The organism is Achromobacter spanius, assembly GCF_029637605.1.
In the GTDB taxonomy this organism is placed as follows: Bacteria; Pseudomonadota; Gammaproteobacteria; order Burkholderiales; family Burkholderiaceae_B; genus Achromobacter; species Achromobacter spanius_E.
Map to the genome: position 1 here is coordinate 3,884,420 of NZ_CP121261.1, position 23,147 is coordinate 3,907,566.

19 protein-coding genes are annotated in these 23,147 nt (G+C 64.3%); 2 read left to right on the plus strand and 17 right to left on the minus strand.

The annotated features are described in order from the left end of the window. Positions 1 to 42 precede the first annotated feature (42 nt). From P8T11_RS17325 to P8T11_RS17335, 3 genes are read right to left on the minus strand one after another with little or no spacing between them, the layout of a single operon-like run. The gene (locus tag P8T11_RS17325; protein WP_268080812.1) at positions 43 to 1,245 is read right to left on the minus strand and encodes an ABC transporter substrate-binding protein; all 1,203 of its coding nucleotides are present in this window, start codon (positions 1,243 to 1,245) and stop codon (positions 43 to 45) included. 41 nt (positions 1,246 to 1,286) lie between these two features. Beyond that, a complete protein-coding gene (locus P8T11_RS17330) occupies positions 1,287 to 2,921 on the minus strand; it encodes a GMC family oxidoreductase (RefSeq protein ID WP_268080811.1) in 1,635 nt (544 codons plus the stop codon). Between the two features lie 19 nt (positions 2,922 to 2,940). Next, entirely contained in the window at positions 2,941 to 4,410 is a 1,470-nt protein-coding gene (locus tag P8T11_RS17335; RefSeq protein WP_268080810.1) for an NAD-dependent succinate-semialdehyde dehydrogenase, read from the minus strand. Positions 4,411 to 4,598: 188 nt separating this feature from the next. On the opposite strand from P8T11_RS17335, the gene P8T11_RS17340 reads away from it, so the two are divergent. Then, positions 4,599 to 5,495, plus strand: a complete 897-nt coding sequence (locus tag P8T11_RS17340) for a LysR substrate-binding domain-containing protein (protein ID WP_100854130.1) — start codon at positions 4,599 to 4,601, stop codon at positions 5,493 to 5,495. 17 nt (positions 5,496 to 5,512) lie between these two features. Here P8T11_RS17340 and P8T11_RS17345 read toward each other — a convergent pair whose 3' ends face one another. The 8 genes from P8T11_RS17345 to P8T11_RS17380 all read right to left on the minus strand — a co-directional run bounded on the left by P8T11_RS17345 (position 5,513) and on the right by P8T11_RS17380 (position 15,395). Next, positions 5,513 to 6,709 (minus strand): ABC transporter substrate-binding protein, encoded by a 1,197-nt coding sequence (locus P8T11_RS17345; RefSeq protein ID WP_268080809.1) that lies wholly within the window; start codon positions 6,707 to 6,709, stop codon positions 5,513 to 5,515. Positions 6,710 to 6,837: 128 nt separating this feature from the next. Further along, the gene (locus tag P8T11_RS17350) at positions 6,838 to 8,091 is read right to left on the minus strand and encodes a dihydrolipoamide acetyltransferase family protein (protein WP_268080808.1); all 1,254 of its coding nucleotides are present in this window, start codon (positions 8,089 to 8,091) and stop codon (positions 6,838 to 6,840) included. Between the two features lie 13 nt (positions 8,092 to 8,104). Further along, positions 8,105 to 8,806 carry a GntR family transcriptional regulator gene (locus P8T11_RS17355; RefSeq protein WP_268080807.1) on the minus strand — a complete coding sequence of 234 codons (702 nt, stop codon included), beginning with the start codon at positions 8,804 to 8,806 and terminating at the stop codon, positions 8,105 to 8,107. 8 nt (positions 8,807 to 8,814) lie between these two features. After that, the gene (locus P8T11_RS17360; RefSeq protein WP_268080806.1) at positions 8,815 to 9,537 is read right to left on the minus strand and encodes an SDR family NAD(P)-dependent oxidoreductase; all 723 of its coding nucleotides are present in this window, start codon (positions 9,535 to 9,537) and stop codon (positions 8,815 to 8,817) included. Then, positions 9,521 to 11,728, minus strand: coding sequence for an alpha-ketoacid dehydrogenase subunit alpha/beta (locus tag P8T11_RS17365; protein ID WP_268080805.1), 2,208 nt, complete (start codon positions 11,726 to 11,728; stop codon positions 9,521 to 9,523). Before P8T11_RS17365 ends, P8T11_RS17360 begins: the two co-directional genes overlap by 17 nt. 61 nt (positions 11,729 to 11,789) lie before the next feature. Next, complete coding sequence (locus P8T11_RS17370) at positions 11,790 to 12,560, minus strand: SDR family NAD(P)-dependent oxidoreductase (RefSeq protein ID WP_268080804.1); 771 nt, start codon at positions 12,558 to 12,560, stop codon at positions 11,790 to 11,792. A 223-nt stretch (positions 12,561 to 12,783) separates the two neighbouring features. Continuing rightward, complete coding sequence (locus P8T11_RS17375) at positions 12,784 to 14,805, minus strand: TonB-dependent receptor domain-containing protein (protein ID WP_268082333.1); 2,022 nt, start codon at positions 14,803 to 14,805, stop codon at positions 12,784 to 12,786. A gap of 290 nt (positions 14,806 to 15,095) precedes the next feature. Next, positions 15,096 to 15,395 carry a type II toxin-antitoxin system RelB/DinJ family antitoxin gene (locus P8T11_RS17380; RefSeq protein ID WP_268080803.1) on the minus strand — a complete coding sequence of 100 codons (300 nt, stop codon included), beginning with the start codon at positions 15,393 to 15,395 and terminating at the stop codon, positions 15,096 to 15,098. Between the two features lie 222 nt (positions 15,396 to 15,617). On the opposite strand from P8T11_RS17380, the gene P8T11_RS17385 reads away from it, so the two are divergent. Further along, positions 15,618 to 16,097: a VOC family protein gene (locus P8T11_RS17385; protein WP_268080802.1), complete on the plus strand. Its 480-nt coding sequence runs from the start codon at positions 15,618 to 15,620 to the stop codon at positions 16,095 to 16,097. 52 nt (positions 16,098 to 16,149) lie between these two features. Here the strand turns inward: P8T11_RS17385 and P8T11_RS17390 are convergent, their stop codons facing one another. The 6 genes from P8T11_RS17390 to P8T11_RS17415 all read right to left on the minus strand — a co-directional run bounded on the left by P8T11_RS17390 (position 16,150) and on the right by P8T11_RS17415 (position 23,147). Beyond that, positions 16,150 to 17,199, minus strand: coding sequence for an ABC transporter substrate-binding protein (locus P8T11_RS17390; protein WP_268080801.1), 1,050 nt, complete (start codon positions 17,197 to 17,199; stop codon positions 16,150 to 16,152). Between the two features lie 95 nt (positions 17,200 to 17,294). Beyond that, on the minus strand, positions 17,295 to 18,272 hold the full coding sequence (locus P8T11_RS17395) for a CobW family GTP-binding protein (protein WP_268080800.1): 978 nt from the start codon (positions 18,270 to 18,272) through the stop codon (positions 17,295 to 17,297). Position 18,273: 1 nt separating this feature from the next. Further along, entirely contained in the window at positions 18,274 to 19,932 is a 1,659-nt protein-coding gene (locus tag P8T11_RS17400) for an amidohydrolase family protein (RefSeq protein WP_268080799.1), read from the minus strand. Positions 19,933 to 19,937: 5 nt separating this feature from the next. Beyond that, complete coding sequence (locus P8T11_RS17405; RefSeq protein ID WP_268080798.1) at positions 19,938 to 21,185, minus strand: metal-dependent hydrolase family protein; 1,248 nt, start codon at positions 21,183 to 21,185, stop codon at positions 19,938 to 19,940. A gap of 25 nt (positions 21,186 to 21,210) precedes the next feature. Further along, positions 21,211 to 22,092 (minus strand): ABC transporter permease, encoded by an 882-nt coding sequence (locus tag P8T11_RS17410; protein ID WP_050445859.1) that lies wholly within the window; start codon positions 22,090 to 22,092, stop codon positions 21,211 to 21,213. Positions 22,093 to 22,100: 8 nt separating this feature from the next. Next, the gene (locus P8T11_RS17415; protein WP_050445858.1) at positions 22,101 to 23,147 is read right to left on the minus strand and encodes an ABC transporter ATP-binding protein; all 1,047 of its coding nucleotides are present in this window, start codon (positions 23,145 to 23,147) and stop codon (positions 22,101 to 22,103) included.

The window sequence follows — 23,147 nt, forward strand, 5'->3', positions numbered from 1 at the left end:
GTCGCGCGGGAGAGATCCTTGATGTCCGGCTGATCGACTTACTTACCGCTTCAGGTCTTCCGGTTTGATGGCGCGCGTGATCTCGTCGTCCACCGTCACCACCTTGCCATCGATCCAGCGCACCAGGCGGAAGTCATTCACCGACAGCGCTTCGTGGTTGCTGGCCGAAAACGGATGCTGATAGGTCTTGATCACGCCAGGCGCCTGCGCCAATTGCTCCAGCGCGGCTTGCACTGCCGGCCCGTCGGTGGACTTGGCCTGCTCCATGGCGGCGGCGATCAGCTTGACCGAGTCATAGGCCTGCGCGGCCATCACGTACGTCGGCACGCGCCCGCCGCGCTTCATCAGCGTGTCGTACAGCGCCTTCGATTGCGCCGACGAATCCTCGGTGATCGATGCGGTAAAGATCATCTTGCCCGCCAGTTCCGCGCCGGCAATGCGCAGGAACGGCGAGCTCAGGTTGGCCCAGGAGGCCAATGTGGTCGGGAAGTAGTTGATCTTCTCCAGGCTACGCATGACGTGCGCGTTGGAGTCCGCCAGCGCGTAGACGATCAGAGTGTCCGCGCCCGACGCCTTGATCTTGTTCAACTGCGAGCTCATGTCCGTGTCTTTCGGGCCGAATTTCTCGTTGGCGACCGGCGTGATCTGGTGCAACGCGAGGATCTCGATCGCGTCCTTCGCACCCTGCTGGCCGTAGCCGGTGGTGTCGGCAATGATCGCCACTTTGCCCGACTTGCTGGCGCGGGCGGCATAGGCCGCCAGCAGCGCGATCTGATCGCGGTCGCGCATGGACACGCGGAACACATAGTTCGGCGGTGTCTTGGCGTAGCGGCCGGTGATGTCGGTGGCCGTGGCCACCGGCGAGATCGTCGGAATCTTCTTCTGCTGCACGAGGTGCAACCACGCCAGCATGTTGCCGGAGTTCACGCCGCCCAACATCGCGTTGACCTTGACGTTGTCGACAAGTTCATTGGTATTCTGGATGGCCTTGGGCGGTGCGCCCACGTCATCGCGTTCGACGATGACGACTTTCTTGCCCAGCACGCCGCCCGCCGCGTTCAGGTCGTCGGCCGCCTGGCGCGCGCCGGCCAGCGCCGAAATGCCGAAGTCGGCCGAGCCAGTGGCCGACATGTCGCTGTTGAAGCCGATCTTGATGTCATCGGCCTGCGCCGCGGCGCTGACGCCTATCAGTGCCGCCGACAGCAGCAGCGCTTTCATGGTCTTGGGGAAATGCTTGGTATACACGTTGTCTCCTAGGGATCACTCGGGTGATCACGATGGCTTATTCAGGCGTTCTTGATCAGGTCGGCCGCCTTGTTGCCGATCATCATGGTGGCGGCGCAGATGTTCGCCGACGGCATGCAAGGCATGACCGATGAGTCGATCACACGCAGGTTCTGCACCCCATGCACGCGCAACTGCGCATCCACGACGGCGTAGGGGTCGCCGGCCGGCCCCATGCGGGCCGTGCCGTTGACGTGATAGGACGACACGCCGAAACGGCGCGCAAAATCCAGCAACTCGGAATCGGATTCGCAGAGCGGCCCGGGCAACGCCTCACCATCCGAAAATGGCGCCAGCGCTTGCGATTGCAGCAGCCGGCGCGCCAGTCGGATACCGCGCACCAGCGTGACCTGGTCACGCTCGTCTTGCAGGTAGTTGGCCAGGATGAGCGGGTCCTGCAAGGGGTCGGCCGAACGGATGCGTACTTGCCCACGGCTGTCTGGGCGGTGCTGCCACACGCCCGTCGTCATGCCCGGAAAATCATCCAGCACGCCGACATAGCCTTCCTTGTAGCTGGCCGGGGTGAACACGCCCTGCAGATCAGGCGCAGTGAGTTCGGGCGTGGACTTCCAGAAGTAGTGCAGCAGCGACGGACTCAGCGCCATGATGCTGGGCCGCTTCATCATCCAGCGGCTGATCTGGCCGGCCAGGCTAAAGCCCTTCACCAGCTCGTTCATGGTCTTGCTGTTCTTGACGCGCGCCACGATGCGCACCGAATAGTGATCGCTCAGGTTCTCGCCCACGCCGGGCAAGTCGCGCACCACCGCAATACCATGCTGACGCAGCAGGTCAGCCGGCCCCAAGCCGGATAGCTGCAGCAGCTTGGGCGTGTTGATGGCGCCGCAGGCCACGATGACTTCGCGGCCTGCGCGCACGGCGCGCACACGCTTGGGATGCGCCGGGTGGCAATACGCCACCCCCACCGCCCGCGTGCCCTCGAACAGCACGCGCGTGGCTTGCGCATAGGTACGCACGTCCAGATTCTTGCGCGCCATGGCGGGCTTCAAGAAACACTTCGCGGTGCTCATGCGCCAGCCGTTGCTGATGGTGCGCTGGAAGTAGCCCACGCCCGCCTGGTCCGCGCCGTTGTAATCGGGGTTGCGGGGCAGGCCCTGCTCCACCGCACCCGCGATGAACGCCTCGCAAAGCGGATGGATCCAGTCTATGTCGGTCACGGGCAACTCGCCCTGGCGGCCGCGGAAGCGGTCGTCGCCGCCCTCGCGGCGTTCCATGGACTTGAAGTAGGGCAACACGTCCGCATACGACCATCCCGGGTTGCCCAGGCTGGCCCAATGATCGAAATCCGCGGCTTGTCCGCGGTTGTAGACCAGCCCGTTGATGGAGGTCGAGCCACCCAGCGTGCGGCCTTGCGGGATCGGCACGCGCCGCCCATGGGTCTGCGTGCTGGCCTCGCTGGAAAACTGCCAGGCGTACTTCTTGTTGAAAACCGCCTTGATGAAGCCGGCCGGAATATGCAGGAAGGGGCTGTTGTCCGGCGGTCCCGCCTCCAGCACGCATACCGTTGCGCCATCGGCGGACAGACGGTTGGCCAGGATGGAACCGGCCGCGCCGGAGCCGACGATCACGTAGTCGAACGTGTCGGCATCCTGCAGGGATGCTTGCTGTGCTTGGCTCATATCAGGAATCCGGAAAGGGTTAGCGCGGCGCGTTGAACGCCTTGCCGGCCAGGCAGACGTATTTGATTTCGAGGAATTCTTCGATCCCGTACTTGGAGCCTTCGCGGCCCACGCCTGATTCCTTGACGCCGCCAAACGGGCCGACCTCATTGGACACCGCGCCCGTGTTCACGCCCACGATGCCGTATTCCAGCCCTTCCATCATGCGCCAGATTCTTTCCTGGTTGCTCGTGTAGAAATAGGCGGCAAGGCCCGAGGTGCTGTCATTCGCGCGCGCCAGCACGGCGGCTTCGTTCTGAAAGGTGCTGATGCCCACCACCGGACCAAAGATCTCTTCGTGCGCCAGCTCCATGGCGTCGGTAATGCCCGTCAGCAGCGTGGGCTCGTACAACAAAGTGTCTGGCGCACGCAGCTTGCCGCCCGCCAACAGCGACGCGCCGTGTGCCATGGCGTCTGCCGCCAGGCGTGTCACCTTGTCGACCGCCCGCTGGTCGATCAGCGGGCCTTGCGTCACGCCGTCTTCCAGCCCGCCGCCCACCTTCATGCGCCGGATCTCGGCCAGCAGCTTGTCATTAAAGGCGTCCGCGATGCGCGTGTGCACATAGACGCGATTGGCGCAGACGCAGGTCTGTCCGGCATTGCGAAACTTCGACAGCATCAGCCCGGCCACGGCTTCGTCCAGGTCGGCGTCTTCGAACACGATGAACGGCGCATTGCCCCCGAGTTCCAGCGACAGCTTCTTGATGTTGGATGCGCTTTGCTGCATCAGCAGGCGGCCGGTCTGGGTGGAGCCGGTGAATGTCAGCTTGCGTACCGTGGGGTTCTGCGTCAGCTCAGTGCCGATGGGCGCCGGATCGCCGATGACCACATTCAAGACCCCCGGCGGAATGCCGGCCTGCTCGCCCAGCCAGGCCAGCGCCAACGCGGTGAAGGGCGTCAGCTCGGAAGGCTTGAGCACCACGGTGCAGCCCGCAGCCAGTGCCGGGCTGACCTTGCGCGTGACCAACGCCGACGGAAAATTCCAGGCAATGATGGCGGCGCATACGCCCACGGGTTGGCGGATGGCCAACATGCGCTGGTCGCCGCGTGTGGAAGGCAGTACGTCGCCATAGATGCGTTTGGCTTCCTCGGAAAACCACTCCACGAAGGACAGCGCGTAGTTCAGTTCGCCGCGCGCCTCGGCCAGGGGCTTGCCCTGCTCAAGCGTCAGCAGCAGCGCCAGGTCGTCGCAATGGGCTTCGATCAAGCCATGCCAGCGACGCAGGATCGCGCCACGCTCCTTACCGGTCAGGGCGCGCCAGGCAGGCAGCGCGGCATCGGCTGCCGCGATGGCGCGGGCGGTCTCGGTCTGGCCCAGGTTGGGCACCGTGCCCAGCGCGCGGCCATCAAACGGGTTGCGCACGGTAAGGGTGGCGCCGCTATCGGCATCGCACCAGGCGCCGCCGATGTACGCCTGCTGCCGCAGCAGTTGGCTGTTCTGCAGATTCATTGTCTTCTCGCTCCATCCATCATTCTTGCGTCGCTCGTCCATCGGACGCCGACGCTATTTTTCGTGAGGATAGCCCTGGCCCTGGCGTCCCCAACAGCAGTCATTAACGATGCCGCCATCGCCAAACGCGATGGCAACAGCCGCGCGTGGCTACAATGGCCCGTCCTGTTCGATGCCTGTCCCGCCTCATGCGTTTAGACCCCACTTCCCTCAAGCTCTTCATCAGCGTGGTCGAACAAGGCACCATCGCGGCGGCCGCTGAACACGAGCACATCGCCGCGGCGGCCATCAGCAAACGCATCAGCGAGCTGGAACAAAGCCTCAAAATCCGGCTTCTGATCCGCACCAACAAGGGCATCCGTCCCACGCCGGCGGGCATCGCCCTGTCGACCATGGCACGCCGCGCCCTGCACGAGCTGGATGAGATCGCCGTCCACATGCGTGACTACTCGCGCGGCCTGCGCGGCTTCATTCGCGTCTATGCCAATATCTCGGCCATTACGCAATTCCTGCCGCAAGACATCAAGCTGTTCCTGAACGACTACCCCAATGTGCAGGTGGACCTGGAAGAAAAAATCACGTCCACCATCATCAAGTCGGTCGCCGAAAACGCGGCCGACGTCGGCATTTTTTCCGGCTCCCCGCCGGACCACGATGTTGAGATCCGCCCCTACCGGGAAGACACACTGGCGCTGGTCGTACCCGCCGACCATCCGCTGCGCGACAAGCCCGGCTTTCGCTTCGCCGACGCGCTGGAACACGACTTCATCGGACTGCATCGGGGCAGCGCCATCAACCGCATCCTGACCCATGCCGCCACCGACGAAAAGCGCAATATCCGGCTCAAGGTGCAGGTCACGGGCTTTGATGCCCTGTGCTTCATGGTGAATTCCGGGCTGGGCGTTGGCGTACTGCCGCTGGACATTGCGCGGCGTTACTCGGTGATGTTCGACTTGCGCATCATCCCGCTGTCCGAGCCGTGGGCGCGACGCAAGATCCAGATCTGCATGCGGTCATTCGATTCGCTGCCCACCGCCGCCAAGCTCTTCGTCAACCACTTGAGCAGCGGTCAGGCCCAGGCCTGACCGCTGCCCACAAGGGCCTATTGCTTCAGATCTTCGGGCTTGATTGCCTGCGTAATGGCGTCGTCCACGGACGTCACCTTGCCGTCCACCCAGCGCACCAGTCGGAAGTCCTTGTACGACAAAGCTTCGTGGTTTTCCTTGGTGAACGCGGGCGCGTAGGTCTTGATCACGCCATCGACCTTGCCCAGGTTCTCGAGTGCGTGCTGCACCTTGTCGCCGTCGGTGGATTTGGCCTGCGTCATGGCCGCCGCCAGGATCTTCACCGAGTCATAGGCGTGCGCGGCGAACACATAGGTAGGCAGCTTGCCCTCTTTCTTCATGATGGTGTCGTACAGCGCCTTGGACTGCGGCGTGGAGTCTTCCGTGATGGACGCCGAGAAAATCATCTTCTTGGCCAATTCGGGCCCGGCAATGCGCAGGAACGGGGGGCTGAGGTTCGACCAAGACCCCAACGTGGTCGGGAAGTAGCCGATCTTCTCCTGGCTGCGCATCAGGTGGCCATTGGAATCCGCCAGCGCGTAGACAATCAGCGTGTCCGCCCCGGTCGCCTTGATCTTGTTCAATTGCGAGCTCATGTCCGTGTCCTTCGGACCGAACTTCTCGTTGGCCACGGGCGTGATGCCGTGCAGCTTCAACACGGCGGCGGCGTCTTTCGCGCCCTGCTGGCCATAGCCCGTTGTGTCGGCAATGATCGCAACCTTCTGATTCTTCGTGGCGCGCGCCGCATACGCCGCCAGCAGCGTGATCTGGTCCAGGTCCCGCATCGACACGCGGAAGATGTAATTGGCCGGTTCCTTGCTGTAGCGGTTGGTGATCTCGGTGGCGGTGGCCGACGGCGAAATGGTCGGAATCTTCTTCTGCTGCACGATGTGCAGCCACGCCAGCATGTTGCCCGAATTCACACCGCCCAACATCGCGACAACCTTCTCGTTGTCCACCAATTCATTGGTGTTCTGGATGGACTTGGGTGGCGACCCTACATCGTCGCGCGGCACGATGACGATTTTCCTGCCCAATACGCCGCCCGCCGCGTTGATCTCTTCGGCGGCCTGCCGCGCGCCGGACAGCGCCGAAACACCAAAGTCGGCCGAACCACTGGCCGACATGTCGCTGTTGTATCCGATCTTGATATCACTCTGCGCCCAGGCGCCCTGCGCGGCGACCATCAGTGCGGCGGTGCACGCGAGGCGCAAAAGGGGATTTTGCTTGCTCATTGTTTTGTCTCCAGACTTTTAGGTAATGGTGCTTCAACTTGCCGCCGCCATCGGTCTGTCGCCGTTCGCGGTCCACCCTGCGCGCTGCTGTGTGGACACTGCCAGGAACCACGCTTCCACTCAGCCCGCTAGAGAATCAATTCGATGGGATGCTCCAGAAAATGCCTGACTTCCTTCAAGAACCGCGCCCCCACCGCGCCGTCCACCACGCGATGGTCCGCCGACAGCGTCAGGCTCATCACGTGGCCGATGGCCAGGGTGTCGCCGTCCACCACGGGCTGACGCGTTACCGCGCCCACCGCCAGAATGGCGGCCTGCGGCGGGTTGATGATCGCCGCGAACGACCGCACCCCATGCATGCCCAGATTCGACACCGTCAGGCTGCCGCCTTCGTATTGCTCGGGCCGCAAGCGGCCGCCCCGCGCCTGTTCGGTCAACTGCCGTACTTGCGTCGCAATGTCGTGCAGGCCCTTGCGGCCGGCGTCACGCAAGATCGGCGTGATCAAACCCGTATCCAGCGAAACGGCAATACTCAGGTCGATCTGCTCCAAGCGCAGCACGCCCTCGTCGGTCCATTGGGCGTTGATCTCTGGCACCCGCGCCACGGCGCGCGACACGGCCAACAGCAGCAGATCGTTCAGGGAATAACGGATAGGATCGGGGCCGACCTGTGCGTTGCGATTCAGCGATTCGCGCGCGGCCAGCATGCTGTCCATGCGGCAATCGACAGCCAGGTAGAAGTGCGGTATCTGCTGCTTGGACTGCACCAGGCGACGCGCGATGGTGGCGCGCATGGACGTGTGGGGCGTCAGCCTGCCGGCGTGGGCAGGGGTGGCGACCGCCGTATCCGAGGACGTCGCGGGTTTGGCGGTCGGCGCGGCGCGATCTTGCGCGGCGTGTTCGATATCCACACGCACGATGCGCCCGTTCGGGCCACTGCCCGTCAAGGCCTGCAGATCCACGCCCATCAAGCGCGCCAGGCGCCGCGCCGAGGGGCTGGCGAACAAGCGGTGCGAGGGCGCAGCCGCTGCGCCACCGGTAGCGGATAACGCCGCCGCGGCCTGGGCAACAGGCGTGGGTTCTACCGCGTTTCGTTCCACCTGTCGTTCCGCTTGCCGTTCCGCTTGCGCCTCAGCGCGCGGCTGCGCCATCAAGGTTGCAATCACGTCGCCCACGGGCACTGCCGTGTCGCCCGCTTCGACATGGATACGATCCAGCACGCCGTTGTCCACGGCCTCCAGTTCAATGACCGCCTTGTCCGTTTCAATTTCGGCCAGAATATCGCCCACCTTGACCGTATCGCCGGACTGCTTCAACCACTGGAGGATTTTCCCCTCTGTCGTGCCCGCGCCAATCGCGGGCATTACGACCTCGATATCCATGTCTCACTCGCTTTTAGGTTGGGCTTAAGTTACCCGTCTTCTCGATATAGGTAGCCGCATCGGAAATGTCCGCCACCACCGCGTCGCGCGCGCCATCGGCATCGCGGCGGCGCAGCGCTTGCAGCAGTTTGTCGTGATGGCTGAACGACTCCCAGCTTTCCGACTTGCGGTCCTTGCTGCTCATGCTCAATGAAAACAGCGGCGCGATCTGCAGCCAAATGTTCTCGATCATCGTCACCAGCAACGGCATCGATGCCGCTTCGTACAAGGTGAAATGCAGATTGCGGTTGGCCTGGATCGTCTTCAGCGTATCGATCTTGCGCTGATGTCCCAACTTGTCGAACTCCTGCGCGTAGTGTTCGATGCGCGCCACGGTCTCGTCGCTGATGATCTTCACGGCTTCCGCCGCGGCGAAACCCTCCAGGCAGCAGCGGATGCGCACCACTTCCCGAAATCTCGGCAGGCTGGGCTTGGGCACGCGCACACCACGGGTAGGCAGCATTTCCAATGCCCCTTCGGCCACCAGTTTGTTGACTGCTTCACGCACCGGCATCGGGCTGGTGCTCAGCGCCGCGGCCAGGCCGCGCAGCGTGACCTTTTCGCCGGGCGGCACGGCCCCGCTCATCAAGAGCTCCCGCGTGCGTTGATAGATCTGATCCGCGACGGTTACGCGTTCCTGCTTGTTTAGCAGGCCTTCCAGGATGCTGTTGTCCATCTGTACGCCTAAGTCATGTAGACGCCACCGTTCACGTCCAGCGTGGCGCCGCATAGGTAGCTTGCGCCATCGGAGCATAGAAAGGCGATGGGCAAGGCGATCTCGCGGGGCTGGGCCATGCGTCGCAGGGGAATTTTATTCGTATCCAGCGCAGCGCCGTGGGTCATTCCCGTATCGGTGGCCCCGGGCGCGACGCTATTGACGTTTACGCCGGACTCCGCCGCCTTGCGCGCCAGCCATTTCACGAATGCGTGCGTGCCCCCCTTGGCCGCCACGTAGTGCGGACTGGCCGCCAGCCCGCCCATGCGCGCCGCCACCGACGACACCAGCACCATGCGCCCGCATCCCTGGCCCGCCATCTTGGCCAGCGCGGCGCGCGTCAGGTGCATGACGCCCAGCAGATTGATGTCGATGACCTGATGAAACACCTGATCCCAGCCCTCGGCATTCCAGTCGTCCCAGGGGCAGTAACCCGCGTTGGCCACCAGGGCATCCAGCCGGTCGATGCCGGCAATGGCGGCCTCGGTGGCGGCGCGGTCGGTCACGTCGAACGCCACCGCGCGGGCCGGCACGTTGCGCGCGCGCAGTTCCGCCGCCAAGGCCTCCGGGGCATCACGATCCGCCAGCACGAGCGACGCGCCCTGCTCGGCGCACACGTGCGCGGTCGCGCTGCCGATGCCGCCGGCCGCGCCCGTGATCAATATGGTCTTGCCTTCAAGCGCGCAGGGCATGGACGTTTCCTGGTTGAGGGATCAGGCCGCTGTCTTGCAGCATGGTGCTCAGGCGCGAGCGGATATCGTCTTCGCCCGCCAGCGCCGCGCGCTCCAGGGCCTGCGACACCGTCGGCGGCGCCCAGCGGCCCGTCACTCGTTGCACGGGCTGATCCAGATAATCGAAGTAGCGGCGCTGGATCTCATCGGCGATCAGCGCGCCCAGGCTGGCCCCCCGCGTGGTCTGCTCGACAATCGCGACCCGGCCCGTCTTCATGACCGATGCGCCGATGGTGTCGTAATCGATGTCGCGCTGCGACAAGGTGCGCAGGTCGATGATGTCGGCGCTCACGCCCATCTCGGCCGCCACCTGCACGCAGCGGTCCACCATCGTCAGCGTGGCCAGCAATGTAATCTGCTCGCCTTCTTGCACCCGCTTGGCGCGGCCAATCGGAATGTAGTAGTCCAGGTTCTTGGGCACCGGGGTCTTGCGCTTGTGCAATTCTTGCGGTTCGATCACCAGCACCGGATCTTCGCAGCGCAGCGCCGAATTCATCAGGCCCACGTAATCAAAGGCATTGGACGGCGCCAAGATGCGCCATCCGGGGAACAACGCAAACACCCCGGCCGGATCCATGGAATGCTGCGATCCATAGCCCTCCGCGCCCGGGATGCGCGTGCGCAACACCAGCGGCACGCTTGCCGTGCCGTTGAACAGATGGCGGATCTTGCCCGCCTGGTTCAGCAACTGGTCGCCCGCCACCAAGAAGAAATCGCTGTACATCAGCTCGACCACGGGCCTCAAGCCCGACAGGGCCGCGCCGGTGGCCAGGCCGCAAAAGCCGTTTTCCGTGATGGGCGTATTGACCAGGCGCCCGGCATAGGTTTCCGTCAGGCCACGCGTGGCGCCCACTGTACCGCCGCCCATGTTGGCGACGTCTTCGCCAAAGACATAGATGCGTTCGTCCTCGGCCATGCGCGCGCCCATCGTGCGCGACATGGCTTCAATGTAGGAAAGGTCTTCCATGTCCTGGGCGGCGTAGTCTTCCGACTCCGCAAAGCGCACGCCCTCGAATTCCCGCATGTCGCTGTTCAGGTTAGCGTCCACGCTTGCCGCCTCGGGCCAGAGTTCGGGACGAATGCGCGCCGACGAACCCGCGCCCTCCACGCAGGATGCCGCAGCTGCGTCCATGGCATCGGACACCGCCGTGTCGATGGCGGCCAACTCATCGGCCCCCAGGATGCCGCGATCGGTCAGTTCACGTTGCAGGAACAGCCACGGGTCGCGCGCCTTCCAGGCGTTCTCTTCGTCGCGCGTGCGGTATCCAAATGCGCTGCCGGGAATGGAGGAGCTCTGGTGGTAATAGCGGTAGACCTCGGCCAGGATAAACGCCGGCTTGCCTTCGCGTTCGATGTGCTCGCGCGCCCAGCGCGTGGCGAGCCAGACGGCGTAGGGGTTCATGCCGTCGACCTTGACCGCCGCGATGCCGTGGCCCTGCGGGCGCGTCAGCAGCTCGGTCTGAAAAGTGGATTGCTCCACGCTCATCGACACGGCGTACTTGTTGTTCTCCAGGAAGAAGATCATGGGCAGGCCGTACAGCGCCGCCAGGTTCATGGCTTCATGGGTGGCGCCTTGGTGCACGGCGCCGTCGCCAAAGAAGGTGACCATCAGCTTGCCGGATCGGCGCTGTTTTTCCGCGAATGCGTGGCCGCACGCGATGGGAATTCCGCCCGCCACAATGGCGTTCGTGCCCATGATGCCCAGGTCGGCGCGGCGCAAATGCATCGACCCCCCGCGTCCCCCTGTCCAGCCGTCCTTCAGGCCCAGGATCTCTTGCATCAGGCCCTGGATCTCTTGGCGCATGCGCAAGCTCAGTCCGCTTGCGACCGGATCCGTGCTTTCGTCATACAGCGCGTTGACGGCCTTGGCCACACATTGGTGGTGCGCGCGGTGCGTGCCATTCATCAGCGTGTCGATCGGTAGCGCCGCGATGCAGCCCGCCGCCCCACCCTCCTGACCGATGCTGGAATGCGCGGGCCCGTGCACCAGGTTCAGCTTGTCCAGCAACAGAATCTTTTCTTCGAAGCGGCGCGCTGCCAGGAACAGCGTCGTCAGGCGCATGGCGTCGGCGCGGGTCAATTGCGCCCAGTCGCTCTCTTCCACGACCAGGGTGCGGGCCGGCGTCGTCTGACCGATGTCCTCAAGTTGCATGTCTCCTCCTTGTGCCGTGCCGGCTCTCGTGGGCCGGCTCGCTGCGTTCAACAATGCGCATTCAAATATGGGCGGTCACGCCGCCGTCCACGACGAGGCTTGCACCCGTCACGAAATCGGATGCGGCACTGGCCAGGAACAAGGTCGAACCGATAAGGTCTTCCGGCTCGCCCCAACGGCCCAGCGGCGTGGTGGCGACCACGCGCTCTGCGTGGCCGGGGATGTCCACGCGCGCCTGACGCGACAAGGCGGTGTCGATCCAGCCGGGCTGGATCACGTTGACGGTGATGCCATCCGAGGCCCAGGCGCAGGCCAGCGAACGCGTCAGTTGCAACACCCCCCCCTTGCTCGCCGAGTACGCCGCCGTAACAGCATTGGAGGCCAGCGCCAGAATCGAACCGATGTTGATGATCTTGCCCTTGCCACGCAGGCTCATTGTGGAGTGCACCGCCTGGCACATGTTGAACGTGCCCTTCAGATTGATATCGACGATGCGGTCCCATTCGTCTTCGGCGTAAAGCTCCGGCCGCATGCGCGTATTGACCCCGGCGCAGTTGATCAGCACATCGATGCCGCCGTACTTGGCAACCGCGTCGGCCACGGCGTTCGCGCAGGCTTCGCGGTCTTGCACGCGCAGCGCGATGGCGCCGGTCTTCACGCCGGCTGCGCGCAGCTCGGACGCCAGCGCGTCCAGCTTTTCCCCCGCCAGGTCGGCCAGCACCAGCGTTGCGCCACCCTGGGCGAATGCCCGGCTGAGCGCAGCGCCAATGCCGCCCGCGGCACCGGTAATCAATACGATCTTGTCTCGAACACTGAATAGTTGTTGGGTCATGCTCTGCTTCGCTGCTGACCGCGTGCCGGCGGATGCCGGACGATATTTCTGATATGTGATCACAAATTGGATTCTAGGAAGGCGAGGGACCAGCGTCAACCTGATTGGGCTCGGGGTCTACCCGTAGACCTTATCGCTCTCGCAATGCAACAAAAAAAGGCCGGGGCACCCCGCCCCGGCCTCGCTGCATCCCTGGGCGCCCCTTGTAGGGCACCCCGGCGCATCAATACGTCAACCGCACCCCCAGCAACACGCTGCGGCCCGGCAGCGGGGCCACCGACGAGATGAACGATGCGTGGTTGTAAGCCAGCTTGTTCAGCAGGTTGGTGCCGCGCAGATAGACTTCGTAGCCCGTCGTGTTGTAGCGGCCGCGATAGGCGACCACCGCGTTGACCAGGTTGTAGCCCGGCGTGCTGTCTTCATAGGCCGCGATGTCTTTCTGCGAGAACACGCGCGCGTATTCCACGCCGCCCGACCACTGCTGCCACTTCACGTTGCCGCGCACGCCCGCGCGCGCCGCCGGGATGCGTGGCAGATTGCCGTCGCCACCCGTCAGCTTGCCGCGCACGTAGTCGCCGAACACGGCGGCCGAGAATATCGGCGTGAACTGGTGGCGCAGTTCGCCTTCCACGCCCGTGAATTCCGCGTCGCGTTGCGTGTACTCGATCAGGCGGAAGTCTTCATAGCGGTCCAGCGTATTGGCGTAGATGTAGTTCTTCACGCGGTTGTGGAACACGCTGGCCGAGAACGTCGTGTCGCCGGCATGCTTGCGCAAGGTCAGGTCGATGTTGTGCGAGGTTTCGCGGCCCAGATCGGCGTTGCCCAATTCGTAGGTATTGGTGGCCAGGTGCACGCCATCGGCGTAGAGCTCCTGCGCGTTCGGCAGGCGTTGCGAACGCGACAGCGACAACGCCACGGAGTACTGCGGCGCAAAGTCCCAGATAGCGGCGGCCGACAGGGACGTGCCCGACAGGCTGCTGCGCGATGCGCCGCCTTCCGGCGAGATGTTTTGCCAGTCCTGGCGCGCGCCCACTTCGAAACGCCAGTCGTTCAACTGGTATTCCTCAAGCACGAACAGGCCGTTCGAGCGCGTGCGGCTGCGCGGCAGGAAGGCTTCTTCGCCGTCGGCGCGGAAATCGCTGTAGGCGTTCTGGAAGCCCACCACGCCACGCCAGCCGGCGATGGGCTTGTGCTGCAATTCCACGCGCAGGTCGTAGCCCTTGTTCTTGAAGCGCGTGCCGACTTCGCCGCCTTCGATCTCGTCGTGCTGATAATCGGTCAAGCCGCCGCGCACGCGGATCTTTTCAAAGCCGGCGAAGGGGTCCTGGTATTCCGCGCGCAGGTCCAGACGATTGCTGCGCAGCTTCACATAGGGCACGCCGCCGTGTTCATGGTCGTGGTCGTGGCCTTCTTCTTCATGGCCTTCTTCGTGGTCATGATCGTCGTGGCCGCCGCAGTGCAGGTGCGTGCCGTGCGGGTGGCAACCTTCATATTCGTGGTTGTGCCCCGGCAAGCCGTACTTGCTTTCCAGGTGCGTGAACGCCAGGCCGACGTAGCCACGCGGCGTAATCCACGACATGCCGACGGAGCCCTGGCTGGATTCGCTGTACGAGCCTTCCAGCTTGCCGCCCGGCCAATCGGGTACGTCGTAGTCGCTGGTGCGGCGCTTCATGCCTTCGACGCGCACGGCGAACTGGCCTTCGCCCGCGGTGATGCCGACGACACCCGCGCGTTCCTTCGTGCCGGTGGCGCCACGCAATTCCATTTCGGCTTCAACGCCTTTTTCCGGCACGGCGGTGGGCACCTTCTTGTCCACCACGTTCACCACGCCGCCGATGGCGCCGCCGCCATACAGCAGCGTCGCCGGGCCGCGCAGCACTTCGATGCGTTCGGCCAGCAGCGGTTCGACAGTCACGGCGTGGTCGGGGGAAATGCTGGAGGCATCCATCACTTCGGAGCCATCGGACAGCACCTTCACGCGCGGCGCGGTCTGGCCGCGTATCACCGGACGGCTGGCGCCGCCCCCAAACGTGTCGCTGTTGACACCGGGCAGGCTCGTCAGGGACTCACCCAGCGTGCCGCTACGCCGTTCGATCAGCTCGTTGCCTTCCAACACAGAGGCCGGCAGCGTGGTGCTGTTGAGGTCCAAGCCCAGCGGGTTGGCGGAAACCGTAATGGGCGCCAGCGTCTTGGCGCGCTTGCTGTCCGCCTCGGTCTCGGCTTGCGCGATAGGTGCGATCAGCATCAGCGAGCACACCAGCGGTTTGAGGCTGCCACGGCGTGTTGGCCGGGCAATTGCAATCTTGCGGCTTCCCTTCTTGAACCCCAGTTTCTTGCCTTTCATCGTATTCTCTCGGATGTTATATCATTACAAATTGCGGACGAATGATATAACATTTCAGAATCAAAGCGATGAAAGTTTGGCGATGAACTGACGCGAACATGCCACGGTTTAGGGATCAGGCGCTATCGAGCGGCCATTGCTGCGCGGCGTGCAGAATCGCCAGCAAATCCTCGCGAGCCGTTTCGCGCCATTCAAGAGCCGGCACGGCGCTTCTTCTTGCTGATCAGGGCACGAGCCTCGTCCATGACCGCTTCATGGGCGACCGGTGGTCGCGTATCGGCCAAGGCCTCATGTACCTTCGCGTGAAACCACGAGTCGTAGCTCCCGGCGTCGACGGCCAGGCCGGCGGGCAAACCGCCCTCTTTTGCCACTCTCGTTAGCAAGATACGCACCGCATCCGAGATGGTCAGGCCAACGTTGGCGAGCTTTTCCGCCGCTTCGGCCTTGAGCTTGTCGTCGACACGGACGTGCAACATTGAAGTGGGTGCCATGGAAGTCTCCGGGGATGGATCGGCCATTATGTATCTCAATTGAGATACATACAAACGGCTCCCCGTTTGCCACAAAAACCTGACAGTTGAAACGGGATTTGGCGAACGAGAATCGGCGCCACTGACCGAGTATCCTCAACACCACGAACCCCTGCACGTGATGTGCGCCGGTTGTTCGGGCGCCAGGCGTCGACGGGTTTTCAACCAACCAGGAGACCCCCGATGATTCCCAAGAACACCATTTGTCTTTGGTACGAAAGCGATGCGCTGGAAGCGGCGCAGTTCTATGCCAAGACGTTTCCCGATAGTGCCGTGGGCGCTGTGCACCATGCCCCATCCGACTACCCTTCCGGCGAGGAAGGCGATGTGCTGACCGTGGAATTCACGGTGATGGGCATCCCCTGCCTGGGCCTGAATGGCGGCCCGGCGTTCCAGCACAATGAGTCTTTCTCGTTTCAGGTGGCCACTGACGACCAGGCGGAAACCGACCGCTTGTGGGATGCCATCGTGGGCAATGGCGGGCAGGAAAGCGAGTGCGGCTGGTGCAAGGACAAGTGGGGAATTTCGTGGCAGATCACGCCGCGCGTGTTGACCGAGGCTTACACGGGCGCTGACCGCGCCGCCGCCAAGCGCGTGTTTGAAGCCATGATGACGATGGGCAAGATCGACGTTGCCACGATCGAGGCGGCGCGGCGCGGGTGAGGGTTTGCGCAGGGGCCAGCCGCGCCGGCCCCTGCCTTATCCACCTGCCAGATCAACCTGCCTTGAATTCCTTGTTCCAGAATTCCAGCATGTCGGCCTTGCCTTCGGTCAGGCCCTTCAAGTCGTACGCCTTCAAGAGCTTTACCTCGGCCTCGGTGAACCCAACGCGCTTCAGATTTTCCGGCAGCGACGCATTGGTCACGGTCGGCGCGTAGCCCATCTTTTCCGCGAAGCCAACCTGGCCGGTCGGGTCCAGCATGGCGTTCAGGTATTCCCACGCGGCGTCCTTGTTGCGGCTGTTCTTCGCCACGCCCGCTTCAAAAGACACCGGCACCGAGCCTTCCTTCGGGATCACGAAGCCCAGCGGCAGGCCGCTGTCTTTCCATTGCAGCGCGCGCGCCTTCCACATGCACGCAATGGCGATCTCGCCCGACTTGAAGGCGGACGCCACCGCTTCGTTGGACGGGTAGATGCGCGGCTCGTTGCCCTTGAGCTTGGCCAGAAAGCGCTTGCCGCCATCAAAGCTCTTGGTGTCGCCGCCCGCGCCCAGCCCGACGAACACCGAGTTGTACAGATACAGGATGTCCGAGAAGCCCACCTGGCCCTTCAACTTCGGGTCCAGCAGCACTTCCAGCGAGTCCGGCGGCGTGGGGAATTTTTCGGTGTTGTAGACCAGCGTCATGGCGCTGAAGATGTGCGGAATGGAATACGGCGTTTTCAGCGCGGCGATGGCGTGCGCCAGGTTGGGCAGCTTCTTCGCGTCGATGGGTTCCAGCGTGCCCGAGCGTTCGGCGTCGTACATGTCGACTTCGCCCAGCAGCGCCACGTCCATGCTGCCGCGCCGCGAGTTCTTTTCGGCGCGCAGCTTGGTCACGCGACCGACCGCGTTGCCGGTGTCGTACACCACGTTCACGCCCTGCTTGGTGACGATGGGGTTGATGATCTGTTGCAGCAGGTTTTGGTAATCGCCGCCCCACGTGCCCACGACGATCTGTTTGTCGGCGGCGAGCGCCATGCCAGGCACCCAGCCCAACGCGGGGGCCAGCGCCAGGCCAGAGGCGGATTTGATGAAGCCACGGCGAGTCAGGTTTTTCTCTTGCATAACAACCTCGTATCGAAGGGGGACTAGCAACTTGCTACGGTGCGGCTGCGCGGCGCGGCTGTGCCCGGCCGCGCAGCCAGGGTTCTTGCATACGTTCAGGCCAGCATTTCCACCGGCGCATCGGGCGCCAAGGCGCGGATCTCCTCCGCATCAATGTCGCGCGCGATCACGATGATGGCGGCGCTGGCGTCGGGTTGGCGCGTCAGCCGTTGCGGCGCGCTGAAGGTGGTGCCCACGGACTGGATCAGGATGGGCTCGGCGCAGTCAGCCACGCGCACCACTGCCTTCACGCGCAGCAGGCGTTCGCCGCACAGGCCCGCCAGGTTATCCAGCCATTCTGAAAAATCCGTCCAACTGATGTCCTCGCGCGCCCGTGCCGCCATGACGCGAATGCGCGGGTGCGGCAGGCCGGGTTTGCTTGCGGCCAACATCCGCGCGGCCAGCCCCGCCAGGTCGGCCACGCCTTGCGACGGCGCGAACGCGGCCTGTACGGCGCGGCGGCGGTCGGGTTCGGCGATCACGTCCGCCAGCGGATTCAGCAAGGCGGCGCGCGCGGCGCGGGCATCCAGCGCGGACGCCGGCAGCAGGTCAGTCTTGGTCAGCACAATGCGGTGCGCGGCGCCAAACTGCGCCATGGCTTCGTCCATCTCGGCCAGCGCATCGGGGTCGCGCGCGCAGTCGTCGGTGCAGACCACCGTCAGCCGCAGGCCACGGCTGGCCAGTTCAGGATCGGCCAACGACGCGATGATGGGGCCGGGCCGCGACAGGCCGCTGCATTCCAGGATCACGCGCTGCAAGGGCCCTTCGCCCTCGGGGCGCGGTGCGTCCAGTAGCGCGCTCAAGGTGTAGACCAGATCGCTGCGCAGCGAGCAGCACACGCAGCCATTGGCCATCAGCGTCATCGGCACGTTGTCGCTGTCGTTGGCCACAATGGCGCCGTCCACGCCGATTTCTCCCGCCTCGTTGACGATCACGCCCGTATCGCGAGAGGTCGGATCGCGCAGGTAATCCACCAGCAGCGTGGTCTTGCCGCTGCCCAGAAACCCGCACAAGAGGAACAGATCCACCGCCATGTCAGGACGCCTGATCCGCGCTGTCGCAAGGCGAGCCCGCGGGCGATCCACCAAACGGCGGACGCTCGCCATCGGGGTCGTCGGCCCAGCTGTCCTTGACCATCTTGCGCACGTCCGCCAGCAGTTCGGCGGTGTCATACACCACGCCGGACTTGATGGTGGTTTGCAGGCAGCGCTTCCATTCCACCTTGGCCGTATCGTCGTTCAGGCGCATGGCGCCGGTGCCGAACAGCAGCTTGAAATCGGTCAGTGGGTTCTGGTCGTGGATCAGCAGATCGGCGCGCTTTTGCACGTCGATGGAGCCGGTATCGTCATCGATGCCCAGCAGCGCGGCGCTTTGCGAGGTGGCGGCGCGCAGCACTTCAATCGGATGAAAGCCCGCTTCCTGCAGCAGTTCCAGTTCACGCACGAACCCAAAGCCGTAGATCTGGAAAATGAAGCCGGAGTCGCTGCCCGCGCACACGCGGCCGCCCAGGTTCTTGTATTCGTTGATGAACTGCATCCACAGGCGATAGTTCTGCTTCCACTCAATCTCGTTGGTGGTGCTCCAGCGATACCAGTAGGCGCCGTGCCCGCCGCGTTGCGGCTGGAAGTACTTCCAAACCGCCTTCCAGGTGTAGTCGTCGTGCCAGTCGGCCCGGCGCGCGCGCATCAGGTCGCGGTTGGCGTCGTAGATGTTGAAGGTGGGCACGAAGGTGTGGCCCAGCTCCAGAAACTGGTCCATCACCTGGCGCCACTTGGCCGACCCCGGTTGCGCCGCCTGCATGAAGGTCTGGCCGGCCACGGCGAAGCGGTAGTACTCGTCGCTGTAGTTGTAGTCGGTGGGAAAGGACTGCACGACGCGGTCTTCGAACAAGGCTTCGGGCAGGCCGTAATAGTGTTCGGAACTGGTCAGGCCCCAGCGCGCGGACTTCAGCGCGTTCACGCGCGTCACCGCCATCTGCGCGTGGTGGCAGCCCGAACGCAGGCCCAGTTGCGCGGCCTCGTCCAGCGCCGCTTCCATGATGGCGGGCGGCGCACCGAAGAACTTGATGCCGTCCGCGCCGCGCGCGGCCAGCTTGCGCACCCATTCGCGGCCCTGCTCGGGCGTGTGGATGGTCTTCACGCGGTCGTTCACGGCGGGAAACACCGAATGCACCACCATGCGCGGCGCGGCGATCTTGTTGGCGGCCGAGAGCTCGCGCTGCTCCATCGTCCAGCCCAGGCCGCCCATCGCGCCCATCTCACGCACCGTCGTCACGCCATGCGCCAACCACAGCTTGTAGATGTAGTCGGCGGGCGGCACGATGCCGCTCATGGCGTGATACGGCGTGCCGATGTGCGCGTGCGCGTCCACGAAGCCTGGCGTGACGAACTTGCCGTGGCAATCAATTTCGTGGTCGCCCGGGCCGGGCCGGCGCTTGGGGTCGATGGCTTTGTGCGGCGTGCCCACGTTGACCAGGGCGGTGATGCGGTCGTTCTCGATCACGATGTCCACCGGCCCCCAGGGCGGCGCGCCGGTGCCGTCGATGATGGTGGCGCCGCGCAAAATCAGCCTGGGAAACGGCCCCAGCCCCCGATCGCGCGACGCGGGCGCGGACGGCGGATGCCAGCCCTTGGCGGCGTTGACGTCGCGGGATTCCTCACCAACTTCCGACTGCGAAAACGTGGGATCGCTCATGGCCTTTACACCCCCAGCCCGTTATGTTCGATGACGCCTTCCTTCATGATGAGGTCGATGTGATCGCCCTGGCCCAGCAGGCAGGACAGGTCGCGATACGGGTTGCCGTCCACCAGCAGCACGTCCGCCAGCGCGCCCACCTGGATGCGGCCCAACTGGCCGACCTGGTTCAGCACTTCGGCGGCGGTGGTGGTGGCGCACTGGATCACTTCCTGCGCGGACAGCACTTCGTTGCGAATGCGGAATTCATCGCTTTGCAGGCGCTGCGACGGCCCGAGCAGATCCGAGCCATAGCCGATCTTCACGCCCGCTTTCTTGTAGATTTCCAGCGAATGCAGCCCGGCGGTGCGCACCGTGGCAATCTTCGCCACCGAATCGGGCGGCAGCCCGTAGTCGGCGCCCTCGTTGGCCAGCGCTTCGTAGGTCACCAGCGTGGGCACTACGAACGCGCCCTTCTCGGCCATGAAGCGCGCCACGCGCTCGTCCACCAGGTTGCCGTGTTCAATGGTGCGCACGCCGTTGCGAATGGCGCGCTCGATAGCGTCGGCCGTGTAGGAATGCGCCATCACATAGGTTTGGCGGCTGGCGGCTTCGTCGACGATGACGCGGATTTCTTCTTCCGAATACCCGTAGGACGCAATCGGGTCAGTCGGCGATGCCACGCCGCCCGAGGCCATCATCTTGATCTGATCCGCGCCCATCTGGAGTTCCTGGCGCACGGCCTTGCGCACGTCGTCGATGCCGTCGGCCACGCGGCCGATGTCGCCCGCGCGGAAGCAGCAGCCGCAAAAGCTCATCGGGCGCAGGTGGTCGGAACGCGGACGCGGGTCCCCATGGCCGCCCGTCTGGCTGATGGCGCGGCCGGAAATGAACAGGCGCGGCCCCTTCACCGTGCCTTCGTTGACGGCACACTTCAGGCCCCAGCCGGCGCCGCCCGCATCGCGCACGGTGGTGAAGCCCCGGCGCAGCATCGCCGCCATGATGGGCACCGCGCGCATCATCACCAGCGCATCGGGCAAGACGCCTTGCGTGCTCAGGTTCAGTTGCGTGGCCAACACGTGCACGTGCAGGTCGATCAGGCCAGGCATCAGCGTGCGGCCGGCGGCGTCGATCACCTGCGCCGACGCGCTGGTGATGGGCTTGTCCGACACTTCCTTGATGACGCCATCCTCGACCAGCACGTGGTGGCCTTCCTGCAGGTCAGCCAGCAAGGGGTCGAGCAGGTTCGCGTTCTTGAACAATACGGATGCCATGAAATTTCCTTGTTGTGGCTCGGGCTCAAGACGCCATGGTCTTGATGTAGCGCCGATGGATCAGCCAGTTCGAAAGCAGTGCAATGATCAGCGTGCCGCACACCAGAATGACGGCCAGCGCGGCGCCGAACGGCCAGTTCGATGCGCGCGTGATCTGGTCATACAGCGCGGGCGCCATCATCGTCAGGCCGGAACCGCCCAGCAGCACCGGCGTGGCGTAGGCGTTCATGCACAAGATGAACACCAGCATCGTGCCCGCCGCCACGCCCGGCGCGGCAATGGGCAGCACGATGCGGCGAAACGTGGTGAAGAAGCTGGCGCCGACGTTGCGCGCGGCTTCTTCCACCGACAGGTCCATGCCTTCCAGCACGCTTTGCAGCGTCAGGATCAGGTAGGGCATGACCACCGCCGTGGTGCCGATGACGACCGCCGTGGGCGTGTACATCAGCGAGATGGGCTTGTCGATCAGGCCCAGGCCCTGCAGCGTGGCGTTCAGCACGCCCGCATTGCCCAGCGCCACCATCCAGCCCGCCGCGCGCACCACGTTGCCCACCATCAGCGGAAACACGAGCAGGATCACGAACAGGCTTTTGTATTTGCTCTGCGTGCGCGCCAGAAAGTACGCCACCGGAAAGCCCAGCACCAGCGCAAGCAGCGTGCACAGCCCCGCCACCCACAAGGTGGTGAAGAAGATGTCGCGGTAATACGCATCACCAAAGAACTTGGCGTAGTTCTCGAAGGTGAAGGCGGTTTGCATCAGATCGACCGGGTCGAACTGGTTGAAGCTGTAGCGCGCCAGTTGCAGGATGGGCACCATGATGATCACCAGCACCACCAGCGATGCCGGAAAGGCCAGCCCCGGCCCCAGCCAGCGGCTGGGACGCCCGTCTACGGTTGCAGTTGTCATGGCGGCTCCTATTGCGTGAAGGCCACGCAGTCTTCGGGCTCGAAGCACGCGTACACGCGCGCACCGGGCGCCGGCTGCGCGCGGCCCGCGCCGCCATTGGCCACCTGGCTGATCATGCGGTTGCCGCCTTCCAGTTGCACGCGCACTTCCAGCACCGACCCCAGGTACAGCGACGACTCCACCACACCCGGCAAGGCGTTGCCGCCCGACGGCTGCTCGGCCAGGCGCACGCGCTCGGGCCGCACACCCACATGCGTGGCCCCTGCCCCGCCCGGCGTGGTGATACGCTGGCCCGCGTCGGTATGGAACTGGTTATCGGCCTGGCCGCGGCCGGTAAACACGTTCATCTTGCCCAGGAAGTCGGCCACGAAAAGATTGGCGGGGTGTTCATACAAGGTGTCGGGCGCGCCCACTTGCTGCACGATGCCGTCATGCATGATGGCCATGCGGTCGGCAATCGCCAGGGCTTCTTCCTGGTCGTGCGTGACGAACACGGTGGTCAGGCCCAGGCGCTGCTGCAAGGAACGGATTTCTTCACGCACTTCCAGCCGCAGCTTGGCGTCCAGGTTGGACAAGGGTTCGTCCAGCAAGAACACCTTCGGTTCGATGGCCAGCGCGCGTGCAATGGCCACGCGTTGCTGCTGGCCGCCCGACAACTGGCGCGGATAGCGGTCGCGCAATTCGGTCATGCGCACCATGTCGAGCACGCGGCGGATCTTGGCGTCGCGCTCGGCCTTGGGCACCTTGTGCATTTCCAGCCCGAAGGCCACGTTCTCGGCCACCGTCATGTGCGGAAACAGCGCGTAGCGCTGGAACACCATGCCGGTGTCGCGCTTGTGCACAGGCAGCCGGGTCACGTCGGTGTCGCCGATCAGGATGCGGCCGGCGGTGGGCGTGATGAAGCCGGCAATCATGCGCAGCGTGGTTGTCTTGCCGCAGCCGCTGGGGCCCAGGAACGTGACCAGCTCGCCTTCCGCGATTTCCAGTGAAAAGTCAGACACCGCCACTGCCGCACCGAATTGCTTGCGGATATTCTCGATTGAGACCTTCGCCAT

Bases quoted from the DNA above. Each gene is read 5' to 3' on its own strand.
- P8T11_RS17330 (WP_268080811.1), bottom strand. From the start codon at position 2,921: ATGAGCCAAGCACAGCAAGCATCCCTGCAGGATGCCGACACGTTCGAC.
- P8T11_RS17335 (WP_268080810.1), bottom strand. From the start codon at position 4,410: ATGAATCTGCAGAACAGCCAACTGCTGCGGCAGCAGGCGTACATCGGC.
- P8T11_RS17340 (WP_100854130.1), top strand. From the start codon at position 4,599: ATGCGTTTAGACCCCACTTCCCTCAAGCTCTTCATCAGCGTGGTCGAA.
- P8T11_RS17345 (WP_268080809.1), bottom strand. From the start codon at position 6,709: ATGAGCAAGCAAAATCCCCTTTTGCGCCTCGCGTGCACCGCCGCACTG.
- P8T11_RS17350 (WP_268080808.1), bottom strand. From the start codon at position 8,091: ATGGATATCGAGGTCGTAATGCCCGCGATTGGCGCGGGCACGACAGAG.
- P8T11_RS17355 (WP_268080807.1), bottom strand. From the start codon at position 8,806: ATGGACAACAGCATCCTGGAAGGCCTGCTAAACAAGCAGGAACGCGTA.
- P8T11_RS17360 (WP_268080806.1), bottom strand. From the start codon at position 9,537: ATGCCCTGCGCGCTTGAAGGCAAGACCATATTGATCACGGGCGCGGCC.
- P8T11_RS17365 (WP_268080805.1), bottom strand. From the start codon at position 11,728: ATGCAACTTGAGGACATCGGTCAGACGACGCCGGCCCGCACCCTGGTC.
- P8T11_RS17370 (WP_268080804.1), bottom strand. From the start codon at position 12,560: ATGACCCAACAACTATTCAGTGTTCGAGACAAGATCGTATTGATTACC.
- P8T11_RS17375 (WP_268082333.1), bottom strand. From the start codon at position 14,805: ATGCTGATCGCACCTATCGCGCAAGCCGAGACCGAGGCGGACAGCAAG.
- P8T11_RS17380 (WP_268080803.1), bottom strand. From the start codon at position 15,395: ATGGCACCCACTTCAATGTTGCACGTCCGTGTCGACGACAAGCTCAAG.
- P8T11_RS17385 (WP_268080802.1), top strand. From the start codon at position 15,618: ATGATTCCCAAGAACACCATTTGTCTTTGGTACGAAAGCGATGCGCTG.
- P8T11_RS17390 (WP_268080801.1), bottom strand. From the start codon at position 17,199: ATGCAAGAGAAAAACCTGACTCGCCGTGGCTTCATCAAATCCGCCTCT.
- P8T11_RS17395 (WP_268080800.1), bottom strand. From the start codon at position 18,272: ATGGCGGTGGATCTGTTCCTCTTGTGCGGGTTTCTGGGCAGCGGCAAG.
- P8T11_RS17400 (WP_268080799.1), bottom strand. From the start codon at position 19,932: ATGAGCGATCCCACGTTTTCGCAGTCGGAAGTTGGTGAGGAATCCCGC.
- P8T11_RS17405 (WP_268080798.1), bottom strand. From the start codon at position 21,185: ATGGCATCCGTATTGTTCAAGAACGCGAACCTGCTCGACCCCTTGCTG.
- P8T11_RS17410 (WP_050445859.1), bottom strand. From the start codon at position 22,092: ATGACAACTGCAACCGTAGACGGGCGTCCCAGCCGCTGGCTGGGGCCG.
- P8T11_RS17415 (WP_050445858.1), bottom strand. From the start codon at position 23,147: ATGGCGAAGGTCTCAATCGAGAATATCCGCAAGCAATTCGGTGCGGCA.